The organism is Betaproteobacteria bacterium, assembly GCA_016720925.1.
GTDB lineage: Bacteria > Pseudomonadota > Gammaproteobacteria > Burkholderiales > Usitatibacteraceae > UKL13-2.
Genome location: JADKJR010000001.1, coordinates 285,388 through 302,542, shown reverse-complemented (window position 1 = coordinate 302,542; position 17,155 = coordinate 285,388). Strand labels below are relative to the sequence as shown.

19 protein-coding genes are annotated in these 17,155 nt (G+C 58.0%); 9 read left to right on the top strand and 10 right to left on the bottom strand.

Features of this window, described 5'->3' with window-relative positions; all coding sequences use genetic code 11:
- Window positions 1-13: 13 nt before the first annotated feature.
- Window positions 14-457: an Hsp20/alpha crystallin family protein gene (locus IPP88_01520; protein MBL0121446.1), complete on the top strand. Its 444-nt coding sequence runs from the start codon at window positions 14-16 to the stop codon at window positions 455-457.
- A 101-nt stretch (window positions 458-558) separates the two neighbouring features.
- Here IPP88_01520 and IPP88_01515 read toward each other — a convergent pair whose 3' ends face one another.
- Window positions 559-1,020 carry a tRNA (cytidine(34)-2'-O)-methyltransferase gene (locus IPP88_01515; GenBank protein MBL0121445.1) on the bottom strand — a complete coding sequence of 154 codons (462 nt, stop codon included), beginning with the start codon at window positions 1,018-1,020 and terminating at the stop codon, window positions 559-561.
- A 22-nt stretch (window positions 1,021-1,042) separates the two neighbouring features.
- Window positions 1,043-1,798 carry a ComF family protein gene (locus IPP88_01510; protein ID MBL0121444.1) on the bottom strand — a complete coding sequence of 252 codons (756 nt, stop codon included), beginning with the start codon at window positions 1,796-1,798 and terminating at the stop codon, window positions 1,043-1,045.
- A gap of 107 nt (window positions 1,799-1,905) precedes the next feature.
- Between IPP88_01510 and bioB the strand changes: the two genes are divergently transcribed.
- The 6 genes from bioB (at window position 1,906) to IPP88_01480 (ending at window position 7,409) form a co-directional block, all read left to right on the top strand.
- The gene (gene bioB / locus IPP88_01505) at window positions 1,906-2,937 is read left to right on the top strand and encodes a biotin synthase BioB (GenBank protein ID MBL0121443.1); all 1,032 of its coding nucleotides are present in this window, start codon (window positions 1,906-1,908) and stop codon (window positions 2,935-2,937) included.
- A 190-nt stretch (window positions 2,938-3,127) separates the two neighbouring features.
- Window positions 3,128-4,318, top strand: coding sequence for an 8-amino-7-oxononanoate synthase (bioF, locus tag IPP88_01500; protein MBL0121442.1), 1,191 nt, complete (start codon window positions 3,128-3,130; stop codon window positions 4,316-4,318).
- Entirely contained in the window at window positions 4,315-5,082 is a 768-nt protein-coding gene (gene bioH, locus IPP88_01495; protein ID MBL0121441.1) for a pimeloyl-ACP methyl ester esterase BioH, read from the top strand. Before bioF ends, bioH begins: the two co-directional genes overlap by 4 nt.
- A gap of 10 nt (window positions 5,083-5,092) precedes the next feature.
- A complete protein-coding gene (bioC, locus tag IPP88_01490; protein MBL0121440.1) occupies window positions 5,093-5,998 on the top strand; it encodes a malonyl-ACP O-methyltransferase BioC in 906 nt (301 codons plus the stop codon).
- Complete coding sequence (gene bioD / locus IPP88_01485; GenBank protein MBL0121439.1) at window positions 5,995-6,714, top strand: dethiobiotin synthase; 720 nt, start codon at window positions 5,995-5,997, stop codon at window positions 6,712-6,714. The genes bioC and bioD overlap by 4 nt, the downstream gene beginning before the upstream one ends.
- Window positions 6,714-7,409: an HAD hydrolase-like protein gene (locus IPP88_01480; protein MBL0121438.1), complete on the top strand. Its 696-nt coding sequence runs from the start codon at window positions 6,714-6,716 to the stop codon at window positions 7,407-7,409. Before bioD ends, IPP88_01480 begins: the two co-directional genes overlap by 1 nt.
- A gap of 157 nt (window positions 7,410-7,566) precedes the next feature.
- Here IPP88_01480 and IPP88_01475 read toward each other — a convergent pair whose 3' ends face one another.
- The 3 genes from IPP88_01475 to argJ are packed head-to-tail and all read right to left on the bottom strand — an operon-like array spanning window position 7,567 to window position 10,669.
- Complete coding sequence (locus IPP88_01475; GenBank protein MBL0121437.1) at window positions 7,567-8,511, bottom strand: Nudix family hydrolase; 945 nt, start codon at window positions 8,509-8,511, stop codon at window positions 7,567-7,569.
- Entirely contained in the window at window positions 8,508-9,434 is a 927-nt protein-coding gene (locus IPP88_01470) for an ATP-binding protein (GenBank protein MBL0121436.1), read from the bottom strand. The genes IPP88_01475 and IPP88_01470 overlap by 4 nt, the downstream gene beginning before the upstream one ends.
- The gene (gene argJ, locus IPP88_01465; protein MBL0121435.1) at window positions 9,434-10,669 is read right to left on the bottom strand and encodes a bifunctional glutamate N-acetyltransferase/amino-acid acetyltransferase ArgJ; all 1,236 of its coding nucleotides are present in this window, start codon (window positions 10,667-10,669) and stop codon (window positions 9,434-9,436) included. Before argJ ends, IPP88_01470 begins: the two co-directional genes overlap by 1 nt.
- Window positions 10,670-10,741: 72 nt before the next feature.
- Between argJ and IPP88_01460 the strand changes: the two genes are divergently transcribed.
- The gene (locus IPP88_01460; protein MBL0121434.1) at window positions 10,742-11,098 is read left to right on the top strand and encodes a cupin domain-containing protein; all 357 of its coding nucleotides are present in this window, start codon (window positions 10,742-10,744) and stop codon (window positions 11,096-11,098) included.
- A gap of 60 nt (window positions 11,099-11,158) precedes the next feature.
- Here the strand turns inward: IPP88_01460 and secA are convergent, their stop codons facing one another.
- On the bottom strand, window positions 11,159-13,915 hold the full coding sequence (gene secA, locus IPP88_01455; GenBank protein MBL0121433.1) for a preprotein translocase subunit SecA: 2,757 nt from the start codon (window positions 13,913-13,915) through the stop codon (window positions 11,159-11,161).
- 192 nt (window positions 13,916-14,107) lie between these two features.
- The gene (locus IPP88_01450) at window positions 14,108-15,067 is read right to left on the bottom strand and encodes a M23 family metallopeptidase (GenBank protein MBL0121432.1); all 960 of its coding nucleotides are present in this window, start codon (window positions 15,065-15,067) and stop codon (window positions 14,108-14,110) included.
- Between the two features lie 11 nt (window positions 15,068-15,078).
- On the opposite strand from IPP88_01450, the gene IPP88_01445 reads away from it, so the two are divergent.
- Window positions 15,079-15,573 (top strand): DUF721 domain-containing protein, encoded by a 495-nt coding sequence (locus tag IPP88_01445; protein MBL0121431.1) that lies wholly within the window; start codon window positions 15,079-15,081, stop codon window positions 15,571-15,573.
- A gap of 13 nt (window positions 15,574-15,586) precedes the next feature.
- On the opposite strand, the gene IPP88_01440 is transcribed toward IPP88_01445, so the two are convergent.
- The 3 genes from IPP88_01440 to IPP88_01430 all read right to left on the bottom strand — a co-directional run bounded on the left by IPP88_01440 (window position 15,587) and on the right by IPP88_01430 (window position 17,023).
- Complete coding sequence (locus IPP88_01440) at window positions 15,587-15,772, bottom strand: hypothetical protein (GenBank protein ID MBL0121430.1); 186 nt, start codon at window positions 15,770-15,772, stop codon at window positions 15,587-15,589.
- Between the two features lie 15 nt (window positions 15,773-15,787).
- Entirely contained in the window at window positions 15,788-16,708 is a 921-nt protein-coding gene (locus IPP88_01435) for a UDP-3-O-acyl-N-acetylglucosamine deacetylase (GenBank protein MBL0121429.1), read from the bottom strand.
- 132 nt (window positions 16,709-16,840) lie between these two features.
- Window positions 16,841-17,023 (bottom strand): hypothetical protein, encoded by a 183-nt coding sequence (locus tag IPP88_01430; GenBank protein MBL0121428.1) that lies wholly within the window; start codon window positions 17,021-17,023, stop codon window positions 16,841-16,843.
- Between the last annotated feature and the right edge of the window lie 132 nt (window positions 17,024-17,155).

Sequence of the window (17,155 nt, the reverse complement as noted above, 5' to 3'; positions counted from 1 at the left end):
CAAGGAGCTATTCATGAACACACTCGTACGCCTCAACAATCGTCTTCAACCCAGCTATACAACTCCCACCGACATGGATGATTTGTTTGCCGGTTTTTTCCGACCCATTCAGGCTGATGCCCGCGGTGCCGCGCAGCCGATTCGCATCGATGTCTCCGAAGACGCCAATGCCTATCGCGTCGCCGCCACGCTGCCCGGCGTGAAGAAGGAAGACATCCAGGTATCGGTCGATCAGAACGAAGTGACCATCAGCGCCGAAGTCAAGCGCGAAACTACTGCCAAGGAAGGCGAACGCGTGCTGCATAGCGAGCGTTTTTACGGCAAGACCACGCGGGTTTTCACGGTTAGTCAGGATATTGACGAAGCTGGTGTGCAGGCGAAGTATGCCGACGGTATTCTTTCCGTGGTGCTGCCGAAGAAAGCGCCGGTCAGTGCGAAGCGCGTGACAATCGAGTAATTTCTTGCTGCGGATGGCGCGCACGGTTTTTGCGAGCCATCCGCAACAAGGCACGCCGCCCGTCATTTCCGCGTCGCATAGAGACGCGGGAACGATGAGTATTAGCTGCCCGCGAAATCCACCTGCCGCCACGCTTCAAACACCATCACCGCAACTGAATTCGACAGATTCAGGCTGCGGTTTTCCGGTCGCATCGGCAGCCACACGCGTTGCTTTGCGGGAATACTGTCGAGCACTTCAGCCGGCAGGCCGCTGGTCTCTTGACCGAACACGAATGCATCGCCTGCCTGATACGCAACGCGGTCATAGCGCTCCGCCTGCCGCGTTTCCACCGCAAACATCCTTGAGCCCGCCAGCGTCGCGCAACACGCCTCCCACGTGGCGTGATGCTGCACGTTGGCGAACTCGTGATAGTCGAGCCCCGCACGCTTGACGCGCGCATCGTCCCAGGAGAAACCCAGCGGATGCACCAGATGAAGGTGCGCGCCCGTATTGGCGCACAGGCGGATGACATTGCCGGTATTGGGCGGAATTTCCGGGCGATACAAAACAACGTTGAACATCAGCAACCTGTTTCCATGAAAATCAGAAAGGGACCGTTGCGTCGGCGGTGGAAATATGCGCGCCGGCACTGTCGGCACGCGCCACCACCCACGCCGACACATATGATGCGCCGGCTTTCTTCAGTACCTTTGCCGCCTCCGACAAGGTCGCACCCGTCGTCATCACATCGTCAACGATGGCGATGCGCAATCCCGTCAGCGATTCGCCGCAGTCGAACGCGCCGCGCATATTTTTCAATCGCGCCGCGCGATCGAGCCCCGCCTGCGGCGGCGTATCGCGGACTTTCAGCAGGCCCTGCGGCGCATAGGCTATGCCGAGGTCTTTGGCTACGCTTTCGGCAAGCAGGGCTGACTGATTGAAGCCGCGTTCAGCCAGGCGTCTTCTAGCCAGAGGCAACGCAATGACGCGATCCGGAAGCGCCGCACCCGGCTGCAACAAATGCCGACGAACGCTGGCCCGCAATGCGGCTGAAAACACCGCTGTCAGGGAAAGGTTTTCGTTGAACTTGTATGACTGCAACAGCCGGTCCAGCGGGAACGCGTAGCCGAACGCGGCCACCGTTTCGTCGAACAAGGGAGCCTCCGCCAGACACGCGCCGCAGAGCTGGCCGGTCGAGGATTGCGCCGCACAGCGGGGGCAGCTGCCGGCCATTTGATACGGCAAATCGCGCTCGCAGTCGCGGCAAAGACTGGTGTTGGTACGCACGCCACAGAGCTGGCAATCCTGTGAAAACAGCTGTTTCGCGCGCGCGTTGCCGAAAATCGATGTGCCTGCCATATAGTCTATTGTCGTTTACCAGCCACATGCAAAATTGACATATACGGCGGTTTTGGCAATCATGACATGTTTCCTCCCTCCGCCAAACTCTGACAAGCACCCGCCAAATGGATCAACCTGTCGTCACACCCCACGCCATCCTGCCCGCCACACAGCCGATTGCCGTTCCCACGTCGTGGCAAAACAAGCCCGTTGACGAAGCATGGCCGCTTGCCAGCGTGCATGCGTTGCTGGACCAGCCTTTTGCAGACTTGATGCACCGCGCGCAAATCGTGCATCGCGCAAATCATGATGCGAATCGCGTGCAGCTGTCTACGTTGTTATCAATCAAGACCGGCGGCTGCTCCGAAGATTGCGGCTATTGCCCACAGGCGGCGCGCCATCACACCGGTGTAGAAGACGAAGCCCTGCTGGACGTCGCCGAAGTTGTTGCGGCCGCGAAGCTCGCCAAAGAAAACGGCGCCTCGCGTTTCTGCATGGGTGCCGCGTGGCGTGGCCCGAAACAGCGCGAGCTCGAGCCGGTGCTGGATATGGTGCGCGGCGTGAAGGCGCTGGGACTGGAAGCCTGCTGCACACTCGGCATGCTGAAAGACGGCCAGGCCGAACAGCTCAAGGCGGCCGGGCTCGATTACTACAATCACAACCTCGATACCTCGCCGGAGTTCTACGGTGAAATCGTCACGACCCGTGAATACCAGGACCGGATTGATACGCTTGAGCGCGTGCGCAATGCGGGCGTGAATGTCTGTTGCGGCGGCATTGTCGGCATGGGTGAATCGCGCCGCGAACGCGCCGGATTGATCGCGCAGTTGGCCAACATGGATCCGCAGCCTGAATCGGTGCCGATTAATTATCTGGTGCAAGTGGAAGGCACGCCGCTGCACGACAAAATGCAAGGCGAGGACGCGATCGACTGGACCGAGTTCGTGCGCACCATCGCCGCGGCGCGCATCACCATGCCGAAGAGTTTCGTGCGCTTGTCCGCCGGCCGGCAGGAGATGAATGAAGCGACGCAGGCGCTTTGCTTTCTGGCGGGTGCCAATTCCATTTTCTACGGCGAAAAATTGCTCACCACCGGCAATCCGGATGTCGATCGCGATCGGGCGTTGTTTGAGAAGCTGGGGATTACGCCGATTTAGCAAACTCTCCCATTGGCGGGGCTTTTCAGGTATTTTTGGCCGGGAACGCGCGCCAGCGCTGGAGTTTAATTTCTCATTTAAAATCCATTCGCGCTGAGGGTTCGAAGCGCCGCATCCGTAGGCCACAATTCTCGCATCCCATCTTGCCCGTCGACACATCGGGGCGAACGGTAGCAGGTCCCAATCCAGCATGTCTCTCTCTGACTTCAACGCCCAGCTCTCCGAACTCGCGCAAGCCGACCAATTGCGCGTGCGCCGCATCGTCGATGGCCCGCAGGATGCGTCGATGGTGGTGGACGGCAAGCGCGTCGTCAATTACGCGAGCAACGATTATCTCGGTCTCGCCAATCATCCAAAAGTGGTCGAGGCCGCGATGCGCGCACTCAAGCGCTACGGACTCGGCGCGGGGGCTTCGCACATGGTGTCCGGCCATATGCGCGCGCACCACGAACTCGAGGAGAAGCTCGCGGATTACATGAGCCTGCCCAAAGCGCTCCTGTTCGGCTCTGGCTACGCGGCCAACATCGGCATCCTTACCGCATTGGCGGGACGCGGCGATACCATCTTTGCCGACAAGCTGAATCACGCTTGCCTGAACGATGGTGCGCTGCTGTCGCGCGCGACCTTCAAGCGCTACCCGCATGGCGATCTCGCAAAACTTGAAGCGATGCTCGCGAGCGCGACGAACGGTGGCCGCAGGCTGATCGTCACCGATGCTGTATTCAGCATGGACGGCGACATCGCGCCGGTACCGGAATTACTGAAGCTGGCCGAGACCTACAACGCGTTGCTGGTGATGGATGACGCGCATGGCTTCGGCGTGCTCGGTTATCGCGGCAAGGGCACGCTGGAACATTTCAATCTCATGAAGGAAAACGCGAGCGAGCGCATCGTCTACATGGCCACACTCGGCAAGGCGGCCGGCGGCTATGGCGCCTTCGTCGCCGGCCACGAAGACATCATCGAGTGGATCCTGCAATCGGCGCGCAGCTACATTTTCACCACCGCCACACCGCCGGCGATTGCCGCCGCGATGCAAGCGAGCCTCGCGGTGATGCAGGAAGATCGCGAGCGCCTCAAACATCTTCGTACGCTGATCGATTTCTTTGGTGACTCATTGAAGTTGCAGTATGCAAAGTTGCCGTTTTCGCAAACCGCCATTCAGCCGATCCTGATTGGTGACAACACCACCGCGCTCGCGTTTGCCGAGGCATTGCGCGAGCGCCACATGTTCGTTCCCGCCATCCGGCCACCGACCGTTCCGCAAGGGACCGCGCGTCTGCGGGTTTCGCTGAGTGCGGCGCATACGGCGGATGACTTGTTCGATCTCATCACGGCGCTCACCGATCTTGAAGTGGAATTGATGGGGCGCAGCCAATGACCGTATTTGTCGACGTCGTCGGACGCGGCCCCAACCTCACCATGTTGCACGGCTGGGGCCTGAACGGCGCCGTATGGCGCGGCATTCGTGAACAACTCGCCGGGCGCTTCACCCTGCACATCATCGATCTTCCCGGCCATGGCCGCTCGCACGGTGCGCCCGTGACCACGCTGGACGCACTCGTCGATGCGGTCGCACATGCCATGCCGGCGCGCTCGCACCTGCTGGGCTGGTCGCTGGGCGGGCACACCGCCCTGGCGCTCACGCATCGCTATCCCATGCTGCGCGTCGAGAAACTCATCAGCGTCTCTGCCACCCCGCGTTTCGTGGCGGGAGACGATTGGCCGCACGGAAAGAAATCCGAAGTGCTGGCCGATTTTGCCAAGCGCCTGTCAACCAATTACCTTGCGACCATCCGCAACTTCCTCGCGCTGCAAGCGCTCAACCAGCCCGAGATGCGCGACGTCATTCGCAAACTGAATGAAGCGGTCGATGCACACGGCGCGCCGTCGATCACCAGCCTCGCCGCCAGCCTCGACATTCTGCGCGTAAGCGACATTCGTGAGGAAGTTCCGGCCGTCACCGCACCGACGCTGGTGATTCAGGGTGATCACGACGCCCTCACCAGCGCGGGCGCCGCGCAATGGCTGGCCGACCACCTGCCCAACAGCACTTACTGCCTGATCCAGCACGCCGCGCACGCGCCGTTTCTTTCGCATCGCGATATCTTTCTCGATCACCTTTTCGCGTTCCTGGCGCCATGAGTCCACAAACTTGAGTTCACCTCCGCTACCTGAGAAACGCGCCGTGCGTCAATCCTTTGGTGCATCGGCCGCCACCTACGACGCGCACGCTTTTCTGCAGCGCGAGATTGGCGCGCGGCTGTTCGAGCGCCTGCAATACATCAAGCTCACGCCGCATCGGATTCTGGATATCGGCAGCGGTACCGGCTACGCCACGCAACGACTGCGTGAACACTACGCGGACGCCGAACTGATCGCGCTCGACCTTGCACCGGACATGCTGAATTTCGCGCGACAAAAAACGGGCAGTCCGTCGCTGCTCAAACGCCTGCTGGGAAAATCCCCCGGCCAGCGCTACGTTTGCGCCGATGCCGAAGCATTGCCGCTAGCCAGTGAGAGTATTGATTTTGCGCTATCGAATCTGGCGTTGCAGTGGTGCGATCCCGAGCGCGTCGCCAGGGAAACTTCCCGCGTGCTGAAACCGAAAGGGCTTTTCATGTTCACCACCTTCGGGCCGGATACGCTGAAGGAATTGCGCGCCGCTTTCAAGACCATCGATAGTGCGCCGCACGTCAACGCCTTTCCCGACATGCACGACATCGGCGATATCCTCTTGCACGCGGGCTTTGCCGATCCCGTGATGGATCAGGAGATCGTCACTCTTACCTATGCGGACCTGAAGCCGTTGCTGCGCGAGTTGAAAGGCATCGGCGCGCACAACGTACTGCCCGGCCGCTCAACCGGGCTAATGGGAAAACATCGCTGGCAACGCATGGTGGATGCGTATGAAACATTTCGCAAGGACGGCCGGCTGCCGGCGACCTATGAAGTCGTCTATGGGCACGCCTGGAAACCGGAATTCAGCGCACGCAAGACCATCGGCGGTGAGCAGCAGATCGAACTGGCGGAATTCAAGCGCATGCTGAAGAAACCATGAGCGGCTTCTTTATCACCGGCACCGATACCGGCGTTGGCAAGACATTTGCTACCTGCGCGCTGATTCACGCGTTGCAGCGACGCGGACTGGCTGTTGCAACGATGAAGCCGATTGCGGCGGGAAACATCGACGTAAACGGCGTGCCGATGAATGAGGACGTTGCATTGCTCATGGATGCGACCGGGCACCGTTTCCCGCTGCACGCCGTCAATCCCTATTGTTTCAGGGCCGCAATCGCACCGCACATTGCTGCCAAACAAGAGGGCGTCGAAATCGACATGGCGGTGATTCAGACCGCCTATAGCCATCTCGCCGAGCGTGCCGACGTGGTACTGGTCGAAGGTGCCGGCGGCTTCCTGGTGCCGCTGTCAGACAATGAATCGATGGCGCTGATTCCGGCGGCCTTGCAGTTGCCGGCGCTTCTGGTCGTCGGCATGCGGCTCGGCTGCATCAATCATGCGCTATTGACGGTGGAGGCGATTCGTTCACGCGGACTACCGCTGGCGGGATGGATCGCCAATTCGCCCGGGACGCCGATGACTGCATTCGATGAAAACCTCACGACGCTGAAACGCATGATCGACGCACCGCTCATCGGCAACATTGCGCATGCAAACATCGATTCCCGGGACGCGAATCAAATATTGCGAGCGGCGCGCCTCGCGGCCTCGCATTTGTCGACGGAAATTTTCGTTCCTGTTCACCCCAAGGATTGATGACAGCCGTGTCACTCTCCCTCATCATTCTCTTCGACCTTGATGGCACATTGACCGATCCCAAAGAGGGAATTACCCGCTGCATCAACTATGCATTGGAGCGCATGGCGCGCGAGCCCTTGGACACCAATGAACTGCTGTTTGCCATTGGTCCGCCGCTACGCGCATCATTCGCCAGGTTGCTGGAAACCGATGACCCGCGCGCAATCGAGTTAGCGATGAAATATTATCGTGAACGCTTTACCACGGTGGGGTTGCTCGAAAACGCCGTCTATCCCGGCATCCCCGAGGTGCTGGAAATGCTGAAAACGCGCGACTGCCGGATGCTGCTCGCCACGGCGAAACCACACATCTATGCGCAGCGGATTCTCGATCACTTCAACCTGCTTGCGAATTTCGATGGCGTCTTTGGCAGCGAGCTGGATGGCACGCGGCAGCACAAGGGTGATTTGCTCGCCCATCTTCTGGATCGCGAAGCGATCGATACCGCGGACCGGCGCACCGTCATGATCGGCGATCGCTCGCACGATATCGACGCCGCGCACGCCAACGGCTGCGCGGCGATGGGCGTTTCGTGGGGCTATGGGAGCGCATCAGAACTTCGCCATGCAGACATGCTGTGCGATTTTCCAATGGACATCGTCAACGTGCTCGGAAAGCGATATGTGCGGTCCGGCGATTGGCGCGAAGCGTAACGAGGCGCCGGCAATGTAGTCAAACTCCAGCACTGGCGCGATTTCCAAGCAGAAACAACGCGGAAAGGCTCGCCAAATGGCGATCCGCGTTTTCAACTGCGGGTTTGGCCCGGCGTAGCGGCGTCGGCAAAGTGCAGCGTGCCCACGCTGCACTCCCCTAGCGCAATCCCCTTAATCCCCTCTGCATTGCCACACCCTGCGCACCATGCTCAATCGCCACTTGCAGGTCATCGGGGGTCAATCCTCCCAGCGCAAAGACCGGTAACGGCGTCGCGTTCACCAATTCCCCAAACCGATGCCAGCCCAGCGGCGCATGCCCGGGATGCGTCGCGGTCGGTTTCACCGCACCGAGCACCACGAAGTCCAGATTTAGCCGGGCGGCGAGTTCGATCTCTTCGCGAGCGTGCGTGGACGCGGCGACCAATGCAAGATCCGGTCGCGTGCTGCACGCGGCAAGCTGGGCGGCGGTTAAATGAACACCATCCGCGCCAATACGCACCGCGAGATCCACGTCACCGTTCACCAGCACTCTTGCGCCGTGTGCATGCGCCCTCTTCACTACTCCCTGTGCGAATTTAAACAGAACGTCGCCCGACAGACTCTTCTCGCGAACCTGTACCAGCTTCAGTCCACTTTCCAGGGCGCGTTCGAGCTGAGTGAGGTAAGTTTCCATGCCGGCCTCGGCGGCATTGGTAATCGCATAGAGGCATGGCAACGCCAGCGCCCTGAAGATCGGCACGCATCCCGGCAAGGTCGGCGAAACGGTCAACGCGTCCAAATGCTGCCATTCGAAATGCTGCCCTTCCATGCCACGCATCTCGCCTCGCCACGCGCTTACCCGCCAGCAATGCAACCTGACAGTAGCATGCGTGTAGTGCATCATGAACGTAAACCAAGGGGTCGCTTTGGTGATGGTGACGTTCAGCTCCTCCACCAGTTCGCGGATCATGGCCTGCAGCACTGTTTCGCCAGACTCGATCTTGCCCCCGGGAAATTCCCAGTAACCGGGATAGGGCTTGCCTTCCGGGCGCGACGACAACAGGAAAGTGCCGTCGGGTTTCTGGAAAATCGCGACGGCCACTTCGGTAATTTCTTGCGTCATTTCCGGCGCGGTGTTTTTTTTACAGGAGCTTTCTTCGCCACCGGGCGATGACGGCCCGCCCAGTCGCGCGCGAACTGGTAAGCAACGCGACCGCTTCGCGATCCGCGCTCAAGTGCCCATAGCAGCGCAGCCTTGTGCATCGCGTCGGGATCGGGATGCCTGGCGCCAGCAAGGGCGGTGACCCAGTGATCGACGATCTGCAGGTACTCCTCCTGCCCGAACGGATAAAACGACAGCCACAGTCCAAAGCGCTCGGAGAGGGAAATTTTTTCTTCGGTTGTTTCACCCGGATGAATCTCGCCATCTTCGGTATGTTTGGTTTCAAGGTTCTCGCTCATCTTTTCCGGCATTAGATGGCGGCGATTGCTGGTGGCATAGATGAGAAGATTGTCGTTGGTCGCCGCGATGCCGCCGTCGAGTACCGATTTCAGCGCTTTGTATCCGGGATCGTTGGCTTCAAATGAAAGATCGTCGCTGAAAATAATGAAGCGCTCGGGACGGTTCGCAATCAAGTCGGCGATTTCCGGCAGGTCGAGCAGGTCGCCGCGATCGACCTCGATCAATCGCAAACCATCCTTGGCGAAACGCTGCAGCGCGGCTTTCACCAGGGAAGACTTGCCGGTGCCGCGCGCCCCCGTCAACAGAATATTGTTGGCACTTTTACCGTGCACGAACTGGCGCGTATTGGCTTCCAGGCGGGATTTCTGGTCATCAATATCCTTCAGGTCATCAAAGGTGATGACGTGTGGGTGCGTTACACCGACCAGATGTCCGCGATTGCCAAACAAGGATGATGTGCGCCGCCAGCGAAAGGCAATGAATTTTTTCCAGTCGAGCGCCGCGTCGGATTCCGGAAGGTGGTTCTCAATACGAGCCAGCAATGACTCTACGCGGCCAAGGACCTTGTCGATTTTTGGAAACATCAGGAACGGTAGTCCGCGTTGATCTTTACGTAGTCGTAGGAAAAATCGCAGGTCCAAACCGTTGCACTTTCGATCCCTCTCGCCAATTCGACGCGCACCAGGATCTCACTCTCTTTCATCACGGCTTTGCCGAGCTCTTCCTTGTAGCTTTCCGCACGGCCGCCATGTTCGGCTACCAGTACCGGCCCGAGATAGAGTCGGATCTTGCTCGTATCGAGATCGCTGATACCAGCATATCCGATAGCCGCCAGGATGCGGCCAAGATTCGGGTCGCTCGCGAAAAATGCCGTTTTGACCAGCGGGGAGTTGGCGATGGCCTTGCCAATTTTCCGGCACTCGTCGCGCGTCTTTCCGCCCTCTACCTTGACGGTCATGAATTTTGTCGCACCTTCACCGTCACGGATGATGGCCTGCGCCAGCGCGATCGCCACTTCATTCACGGCCACCTGCAGCTTCGCGTATTCGGCTGTACCTTCACCATTGATGGGCGGGTTGCCGGCCTTGCCCGTTGCCATCAGGATCAGCGAATCGTTTGTCGAGGTGTCGCCATCGACTGTGATGGCATTGAATGAAATATCTGCCGCCACTTTCACCATGTCATGCAACACGTCGTCACCCACCACCGCATCGGTAGCGATAAACGCCAGCATGGTCGCCATATTCGGCTCGATCATGCCCGCGCCTTTGGAGATGCCGGTGATCGTGACCGTATTGCCATCAATATCGATCTGCCGCGACACGCCTTTCGTGACAGTGTCGGTGGTCATGATGGCTTGCGCTGCGTCGAACCAGCCGCTCGGCGTGAGGTTTGATACACATTTCGGAATACCCGCAAAAATGCGCTCCATCGGCAAGTGTTCCAGAATCACGCCCGTCGAAAATGGCAGCACCTGCGATGGCTTGCATCCGAGTGCGTTTGCGACGGCTTCACAAGTTGACTTGGCGTCCGCCAATCCGCGCTCACCGGTACCCGCGTTCGCGCAACCGGTATTGATCACCAGAGCACGAATCTCTGTGCCGCGCTTGTGCTTGAGGTGCTCGCGACACACCAGAACGGGAGCCGCGCAAAAACGGTTCTGGGTAAATACGCCTGCCGCGCGTGACCCGGCTTCAAGCGCAATCACCAGCATGTCCTTGCGGTCGGGTTTCTTTACTTCAGCCTTGGCGTAACCGAGCGTCACGCCTATGACAGGCAACAGGGATTCGGCGGTGGGAGCGACGTAATTGACGGCCATGGTAAATTCGCAATCCGGAGAAAGAGTCCGGCAAAATTATGGCACGGATCGCTAACGAACCGTCGAGGAACCATGAAGACCGCCTACGCAGATGCTCCACCTTTCATTACCAAAGACCGGTCCGTGATCCGCGAATTGATGCACCCCGGGCAACACGCGCCCTCGACCATGAGTTTCGCCGAAGCAATCATCGATACGGGTGGCACGACGCTGATGCATTTCCACCGGACGTCGGAAGAGATTTATCACGTCACGCAAGGAACAGGAAGCATGCGGCTGGGATCGGCTGAATTCGGCATTCGTGCCGGCGACACCATCATGATTTCACCGGGCACACGGCACAATGTGACCAATACCGGGAACGCGCCGCTACAAATAGTCTGTGTATGTCATCCGCCTTACGCGGACGACGATACCCAACTGCTGTAGCCGCCGCTGAAGTCCAGATGCCCCATGGCCGTTAGAGAACGGCGCCGGGGGAGCCTGCTGTCAGGTCAGCTTGCCATGACACTGCTTGAACTTCTTGCCGGAGCCACACCAACAGGGGTCGTTACGACCGATCTTCACGCCTTCGCGCACGAATGGCTGAGGCGCGACTTCCGCACCTGTCGCAGCCCCCGCGCCATCGGCATCGTCGCCACCCAGTGCTTCATTGTAATCAGCATGGTGGTACTGCACGTTCTGTGCGGCTCTGGCCACGGCCTCCTCGGCCGCCCGCTCTGCCGCGGCGACTTCATCCTCGGAGCGTACTTGCACGTTGATGAGGACCTGCGTGACTTCGCGCTTGATACCATCGAGCATGCCGCTGAATAGCTCAAATGCCTCGCGTTTGTATTCCTGTTTCGGCTGCTTTTGCGCATAGCCGCGCAAGTGAATACCCTGCCGCAGGTAATCCAGCGAAGCCAGATGTTCACGCCAATGTGAATCGATCGATTGCAGCATCACAGAGCGCTCGTATTGATGTAACAAACCAGGCTCGATCTGCTTGAATTTGGTCACATAGTCCTCGTTGGCCTGCTTGATCACACGTTCCGCAATCATGTGGCTGTCGAGTTCGGCGTCGGACTTCAGCCACTCGTCGATCGGCACGGTTAAATTGAAATCGGCGGCCAGCGTCCGCATGAGGCCCGGCACGTCCCACTGCTCTTCCACGCTTTCCGGCGGCACGAACTGCTCAACCGTGCCCTGCAACACGCCGCCACGCATGCCGACGATGGTGTCGGAGATGTCGTCAGCATCGAGCAATTCGTTACGCTGCTGATAAATGACCTTGCGCTGGTCGTTGGCGACGTCATCGTATTCGAGTAACTGCTTTCGAATGTCGAAGTTTCGCGCCTCGACTTTACGCTGGGCATTCTCAATGGAACGCGAGACCATTCTTGCTTCGATCGCCTCGCCTTCCGGGATCTTCAGCCGCGCCATGATGGCCTTGAGCTTTTCGCCGGCAAATATCTTCAGGAGTGGATCTTCGAACGAAAGGTAGAAGCGCGACGAGCCTGGATCGCCCTGGCGGCCGCAGCGGCCGCGCAACTGATTGTCGATACGCCTCGACTCGTGACGCTCGGAGCCAACAATATGCAGGCCGCCTACCGAGATCACTTTGTCATGCAGTGGCTGCCAGTTGGCCTTTATTTCAGCGACCTTTGCGCGCTTTTCTTCCGCTGACAGCGATTCATCCTTTTCCACCGCGCGGATTTCGCGGTCCGGATTACCGCCAAGCACAATATCCGTGCCGCGACCCGCCATGTTCGTCGCGATAGTAATGGCGTGGAGCGCGCCGGCCTGCGCAACGATTTCAGCTTCGCGTGCATGCTGCTTGGCATTCAGCACTTCATGCGGCAATTTTTCTTTCTTCAGCAGCTCGGAAAGAAGTTCAGAATTTTCAATCGAAGCCGTGCCAAGCAATACCGGCTGACCACGCTCAAAACAGTCCTTCACATCCTTCACCAGCGCCGCGTGTTTCTCCTTTTCCGTGATATAGACAAGATCGTTGTTGTCTATGCGGATCATCTGCTTGTTGGGCGGAATGATCACGGTCTCCAGGCTGTAAATGTGCTGGAACTCGAAGGCTTCCGTATCCGCAGTACCGGTCATGCCGGAAAGCCTCTTGTAGAGCCGGAAAAAATTCTGGAACGTGATCGACGCCAGCGTCTGCGATTCGTTCTGGATCTTGACGCCTTCCTTGGCCTCGACCGCCTGATGCAGGCCATCAGACCAGCGGCGGCCGGCCATCATGCGGCCGGTGAATTCGTCGACGATGACGACTTCGCCGTTTTGTACCACGTAATGCTGATCGCGGTGGTAAAGCGCATGCGCACGCACGGCCGCGTACAAGTGGTGCATCAGCATGATGTTTGCCGGGTCGTAAAGCGAAGCGCCGACCGGCAGCAGGCCATTTTCCGTCATCAGCTCCTCGGCACGCTCGTGGCCAGTCTCGGACAGCGTCACCTGATGGCTCTTAAGGTCGACCCAGTAGTCGCCAGGTTCCTTTTCGTCGTCCTGCGGCTTCAGGTGCGGGACCAGCAGGTTGATTTTTTGATATAGCGCGGTCGAATCTTCCGCCTGCCCGGAAATGATAAGCGGCGTGCGCGCTTCGTCGATCAGAATTGAATCCACCTCATCGACGATCGCGAAATTGAGCCCGCGCATGACGCGCTCGGCCTTGCTCGTGACCATGTTGTCACGCAGATAATCGAACCCGAATTCGTTGTTGGTGCCATAGGTGATATCAGCAGCGAACGCTTTCTGCTTTTCATCGTGCGCCATTTGTGAAAGATTGCAGCCGACCGTCAACCCAAGGAAGGAATGTACGCGCCCCATCCATTCGGAATCGCGTTGCGCGAGGTAGTCGTTGACCGTAACGATATGGACACCTTTGCCGGAAATCGCATTCAGATACGCCGGCAGCGTCGCCATCAGGGTTTTGCCCTCGCCGGTGCGCATCTCCGCGATCCGGCCGTCGTGCAGCACCATGCCACCGACCAGCTGGACGTCGAAATGGCGCATGCCAAGCGAGCGTTTGCTTGCCGCGCGAACCACGGCAAAGGCCTCGGGCAGAAGTTGATCCAGCGTTTCGCCCTTCTGGTGACGGTCCTTGAATTCGTCGGTCTTGCCGCGCAGTTCGGCATCCGTCAATTTTTCTGTTGCAGGTTCGAGTGCATTGATCTTCTCGACGGTCTTGCGGTATTGCTTCAACAAGCGTTCGTTGCGGCTGCCAAAAATGGACTTCAGGATCGAGTCAAGCATGTGGAGCTTTCTTTGGGGCGTGTGTATGTTTAGGGATTTGCACGAGCCCGCAAAATCGAACTCGCGGGCGGCAATCAAAATTGCTCTGGGACAATACCCGCAATTCGCTGCAATTGGAAAAACCAATTTGCGAAATGGGCAGGCGCAACTGAGGCAGCGCGAAAAGCGTGCCTAAGCTTTGCGCGCGGAACTTCAGGGGGCGTGGGCGGTCTTGGTCGCAACCGCTGGTTCTTGTGCCTTGGCAAAGGACAGGAAACGGTTGGGATTTAGCGGGACGCTGTTTTCGCGTACTTCGAAATGCAGGTGTGGGCCCGTTGCACGGCCAGTCTGGCCAAGTTCACCAACTTTTTGGCCTTTTAGCACCACGTCACCGACTTTTACGGTCATGCGAGACAAATGTGCATAGCGCGTGGTGAGCCCATTATCGTGATCGATATCGACGTGGTTGCCGTATTCGGTGTGGCGCTCCGCATTGGCAACGACACCACCGGCTGCGGCCATGATTGCCGATCCAGGTGGCGCGTTGAAATCGACGCCACTATGGAATGCCTGGCGACCGTTGAACGGATCAATACGGTACCCGAAATTTGATGAGTAGTAGCTGCCATCAACCGGCAATATGGTGGGGATGGCCTTTGCCGCCAGGCGACCATCCATCAGCACCGAATCCAGCATGCCGAGTTTGTCGCCGCGGTCATCCAGAATCTTGGAAATTTCGGCGATATGCGATTGAAAGTCCGTGTAGGAAATCTCGCTGGCCGACGCAGACGGGGCAGGGCCGCCCTGACCGGGCGTTTCAGAGAAGCGGAACTCACTCGGCTTGATGCCCGCAGCCTTGCCAAGTCGTTCACCGAACGCGTCGAGACGCATCAAGCGTGCCTGTATTTCGCCCAGTTTCACGGCGAGCGAATTCAACTGCTCGCGCATGTCCTTTTCGGCCTGCAGGGTCTTTTGCTGCGTAAGCGTGGAGATCAGACTCTGGATGAACGGGTTCTGGATATCTACCGCGTATTTCATGGTCACCCAATATGTGCCGAGGGCAAACATGAAGCCGGCGCTGATAAACCCCATCGCGGCCATGATAATCTGTGACTGCGATATCGTGACAATGCGGCTCTTGGCCAGACTGTCCGATACAAGAATAATGTTCATCCGATACTCCTATGGCGAAAACTGGCCCCACACCAAAAATCGGCTTCAGGCCAATCAACTCCTTGATGCGGGAAAATGAAACAATTGCGCCAATCCATGATCGGCTGCAACGTATTTCCCGCCTTCAACATTCTTTTGCCGACGCTCTGCCGCCCGGCCTGAATACTTCATGCCGTGTTGCGACGGTGGAGGGATCGACGCTGATAATCGCGGCGGCTAACGGGGCGGTAGCTGCAAAATTGAAGCAGATGTTGCCGCGTCTAATAGAGAAATTTCGTCAAAATAAAAAGCAAGAACAACAGGTTACAGCAATTACCGTTCTGGTGCAACCCGACTATTTCCGGCCTGACCCGACACCTCCGACGGGCCCGCCACGCGAACCCATGCCTTCCGCCATGCTGTCCGAACTGGCTGAATCTTTGGAAGATTCACCGTTGAAGACTACGTTGAAGGCGATAAAAGACCAACGTGAGCGAGCGCTTACGTCCGGCAAAAGAAGGATTTGACCCGAACTTTTCGTCAAGCAAGAAGCAGGCGTTCGGCGAGATAAACCACAGCAATTACCACCGCAAACAGCAGCGTTACCTTGATGATATTTCGCGTCAGCTTGAGCAAGCGGGGATTGCGGGTAAACAGATAACCCAGAAACGTGGCGGAACACGCAATCACCGCAATCATCAGCAGCAGACGCAGACCAATCAGCATGATCTCGTTTCCACGCTAAGCGACCGACAAGGCCATATTGCCGAACGCCGCAGGCAATTGTTCACGCCTGTCGTAGGTCACGTATTCCCAGGCGGTTTCGTCAGCCAAAAGGGCGCGAACCAGCTGATTGTTCATCGCGTGGCCAGATTTGATGCCGTGGAATGCACCGATGAGCGGGTGACCAAGCATGTAAAGATCACCGACCGCATCGAGCGCCTTGTGTTTGACGAACTCGTCATCGAACCGCAGCCCATCGCTGTTCAACACCCGGAAATCGTCGATCACGATTGCATTCTCCAGCGAGCCGCCGCGTCCCAGCCCCATGGAGTGCATCGCCTCCACCTCATGGGTAAATCCAAATGTGCGCGCACGGGCCACATCCTTGGCAAACGACACGTTTGCAAAGTCAATCTCGACCTCGGATGCGGACTTGTCGAATACCGGGTGATCAAACTCGATCGTGAACCTAAGTTTGAATCCATTGAATGGTGTCAGTGAGACAAAACGGTCTTTGTCTTTCAATTCCAGCGTCTTCAAAACGCGGATATACCGTTTCGCCCTACCCTGCTCTTCTATGCCGGCCGACTGCAATAGAAAAATGAATGGTCCCGCGCTGCCATCCATGATCGGCACTTCTTCCGCCGACAAATCCACATAGGCGTTGTCGATACCCAAGCCGGCAAATGCCGACATAAGGTGTTCGACCGTTGCGACTCTGGCACCCGACTTCGTGTCCTCGATACGCGTGGAAAGCCGGGTATCGTTCACATTCAAGGCATGGGCGCGCACCATCGGCGCACCTGGCAAATCAGTTCGGCAAAACACAATTCCGGTATCAGGTGGGGCCGGGCGAATCCACATTTCAACGCGATGACCGAGATGCACGCCAACGCCGGTGGCACGTACTTTGTTTTTGAGGGTGCGTTGCTTGATCATTGGTAATGCAATTATCTGAATTACTTGAAGAATTCTGTCAATTTTAGCATTTTCAATCGTCCGACCAGGACAATCCATCCGTGTAGCGAAAACCATGAACCCTTTGGTGCCAACTCGAGTCGCAATTTCTTGTCAGCGCTTTTTCTTGCTCGCGGGCGTTGTCTTTTTTGCGGGTTTGGTTGCTGGTTTGGCTGCCGGTTTGGCGTCCGCCGCGGCGGGAGTTTTCTGGTCGCCTATGACGGTCGTCAGCGGACAAACCTTGAATACCGGGCATTTTTTGCAGCCAACCGTAATTGCAATCGGGCAGATGACCATGATGGGCTCCTTGTGTGGTGTCAATCGTGGGCCATCATACACTGCGTGTTCGCCACCACCCGGCAGACGGTGAGGCGGGAGTTCACGCGACTCTGTAGCGAGCCTTCAAACAGCTATCGCCATCCAAGGCAA

Excerpts from the sequence above, each read along its gene's own strand:
- IPP88_01520 (MBL0121446.1), top strand. The coding sequence starts at position 14 with ATGAACACACTCGTACGCCTCAACAATCGTCTTCAACCCAGCTATACA.
- IPP88_01515 (MBL0121445.1), bottom strand. The coding sequence starts at position 1,020 with ATGTTCAACGTTGTTTTGTATCGCCCGGAAATTCCGCCCAATACCGGC.
- IPP88_01510 (MBL0121444.1), bottom strand. The coding sequence starts at position 1,798 with ATGGCAGGCACATCGATTTTCGGCAACGCGCGCGCGAAACAGCTGTTT.
- bioB (MBL0121443.1), top strand. The coding sequence starts at position 1,906 with ATGGATCAACCTGTCGTCACACCCCACGCCATCCTGCCCGCCACACAG.
- bioF (MBL0121442.1), top strand. The coding sequence starts at position 3,128 with ATGTCTCTCTCTGACTTCAACGCCCAGCTCTCCGAACTCGCGCAAGCC.
- bioH (MBL0121441.1), top strand. The coding sequence starts at position 4,315 with ATGACCGTATTTGTCGACGTCGTCGGACGCGGCCCCAACCTCACCATG.
- bioD (MBL0121439.1), top strand. The coding sequence starts at position 5,995 with ATGAGCGGCTTCTTTATCACCGGCACCGATACCGGCGTTGGCAAGACA.
- IPP88_01480 (MBL0121438.1), top strand. The coding sequence starts at position 6,714 with ATGACAGCCGTGTCACTCTCCCTCATCATTCTCTTCGACCTTGATGGC.
- IPP88_01475 (MBL0121437.1), bottom strand. The coding sequence starts at position 8,511 with ATGACGCAAGAAATTACCGAAGTGGCCGTCGCGATTTTCCAGAAACCC.
- IPP88_01470 (MBL0121436.1), bottom strand. The coding sequence starts at position 9,434 with ATGTTTCCAAAAATCGACAAGGTCCTTGGCCGCGTAGAGTCATTGCTG.
- argJ (MBL0121435.1), bottom strand. The coding sequence starts at position 10,669 with ATGGCCGTCAATTACGTCGCTCCCACCGCCGAATCCCTGTTGCCTGTC.
- IPP88_01460 (MBL0121434.1), top strand. The coding sequence starts at position 10,742 with ATGAAGACCGCCTACGCAGATGCTCCACCTTTCATTACCAAAGACCGG.
- secA (MBL0121433.1), bottom strand. The coding sequence starts at position 13,915 with ATGCTTGACTCGATCCTGAAGTCCATTTTTGGCAGCCGCAACGAACGC.
- IPP88_01450 (MBL0121432.1), bottom strand. The coding sequence starts at position 15,067 with ATGAACATTATTCTTGTATCGGACAGTCTGGCCAAGAGCCGCATTGTC.
- IPP88_01445 (MBL0121431.1), top strand. The coding sequence starts at position 15,079 with ATGGCGAAAACTGGCCCCACACCAAAAATCGGCTTCAGGCCAATCAAC.
- IPP88_01440 (MBL0121430.1), bottom strand. The coding sequence starts at position 15,772 with ATGCTGATTGGTCTGCGTCTGCTGCTGATGATTGCGGTGATTGCGTGT.
- IPP88_01435 (MBL0121429.1), bottom strand. The coding sequence starts at position 16,708 with ATGATCAAGCAACGCACCCTCAAAAACAAAGTACGTGCCACCGGCGTT.
- IPP88_01430 (MBL0121428.1), bottom strand. The coding sequence starts at position 17,023 with ATGGTCATCTGCCCGATTGCAATTACGGTTGGCTGCAAAAAATGCCCG.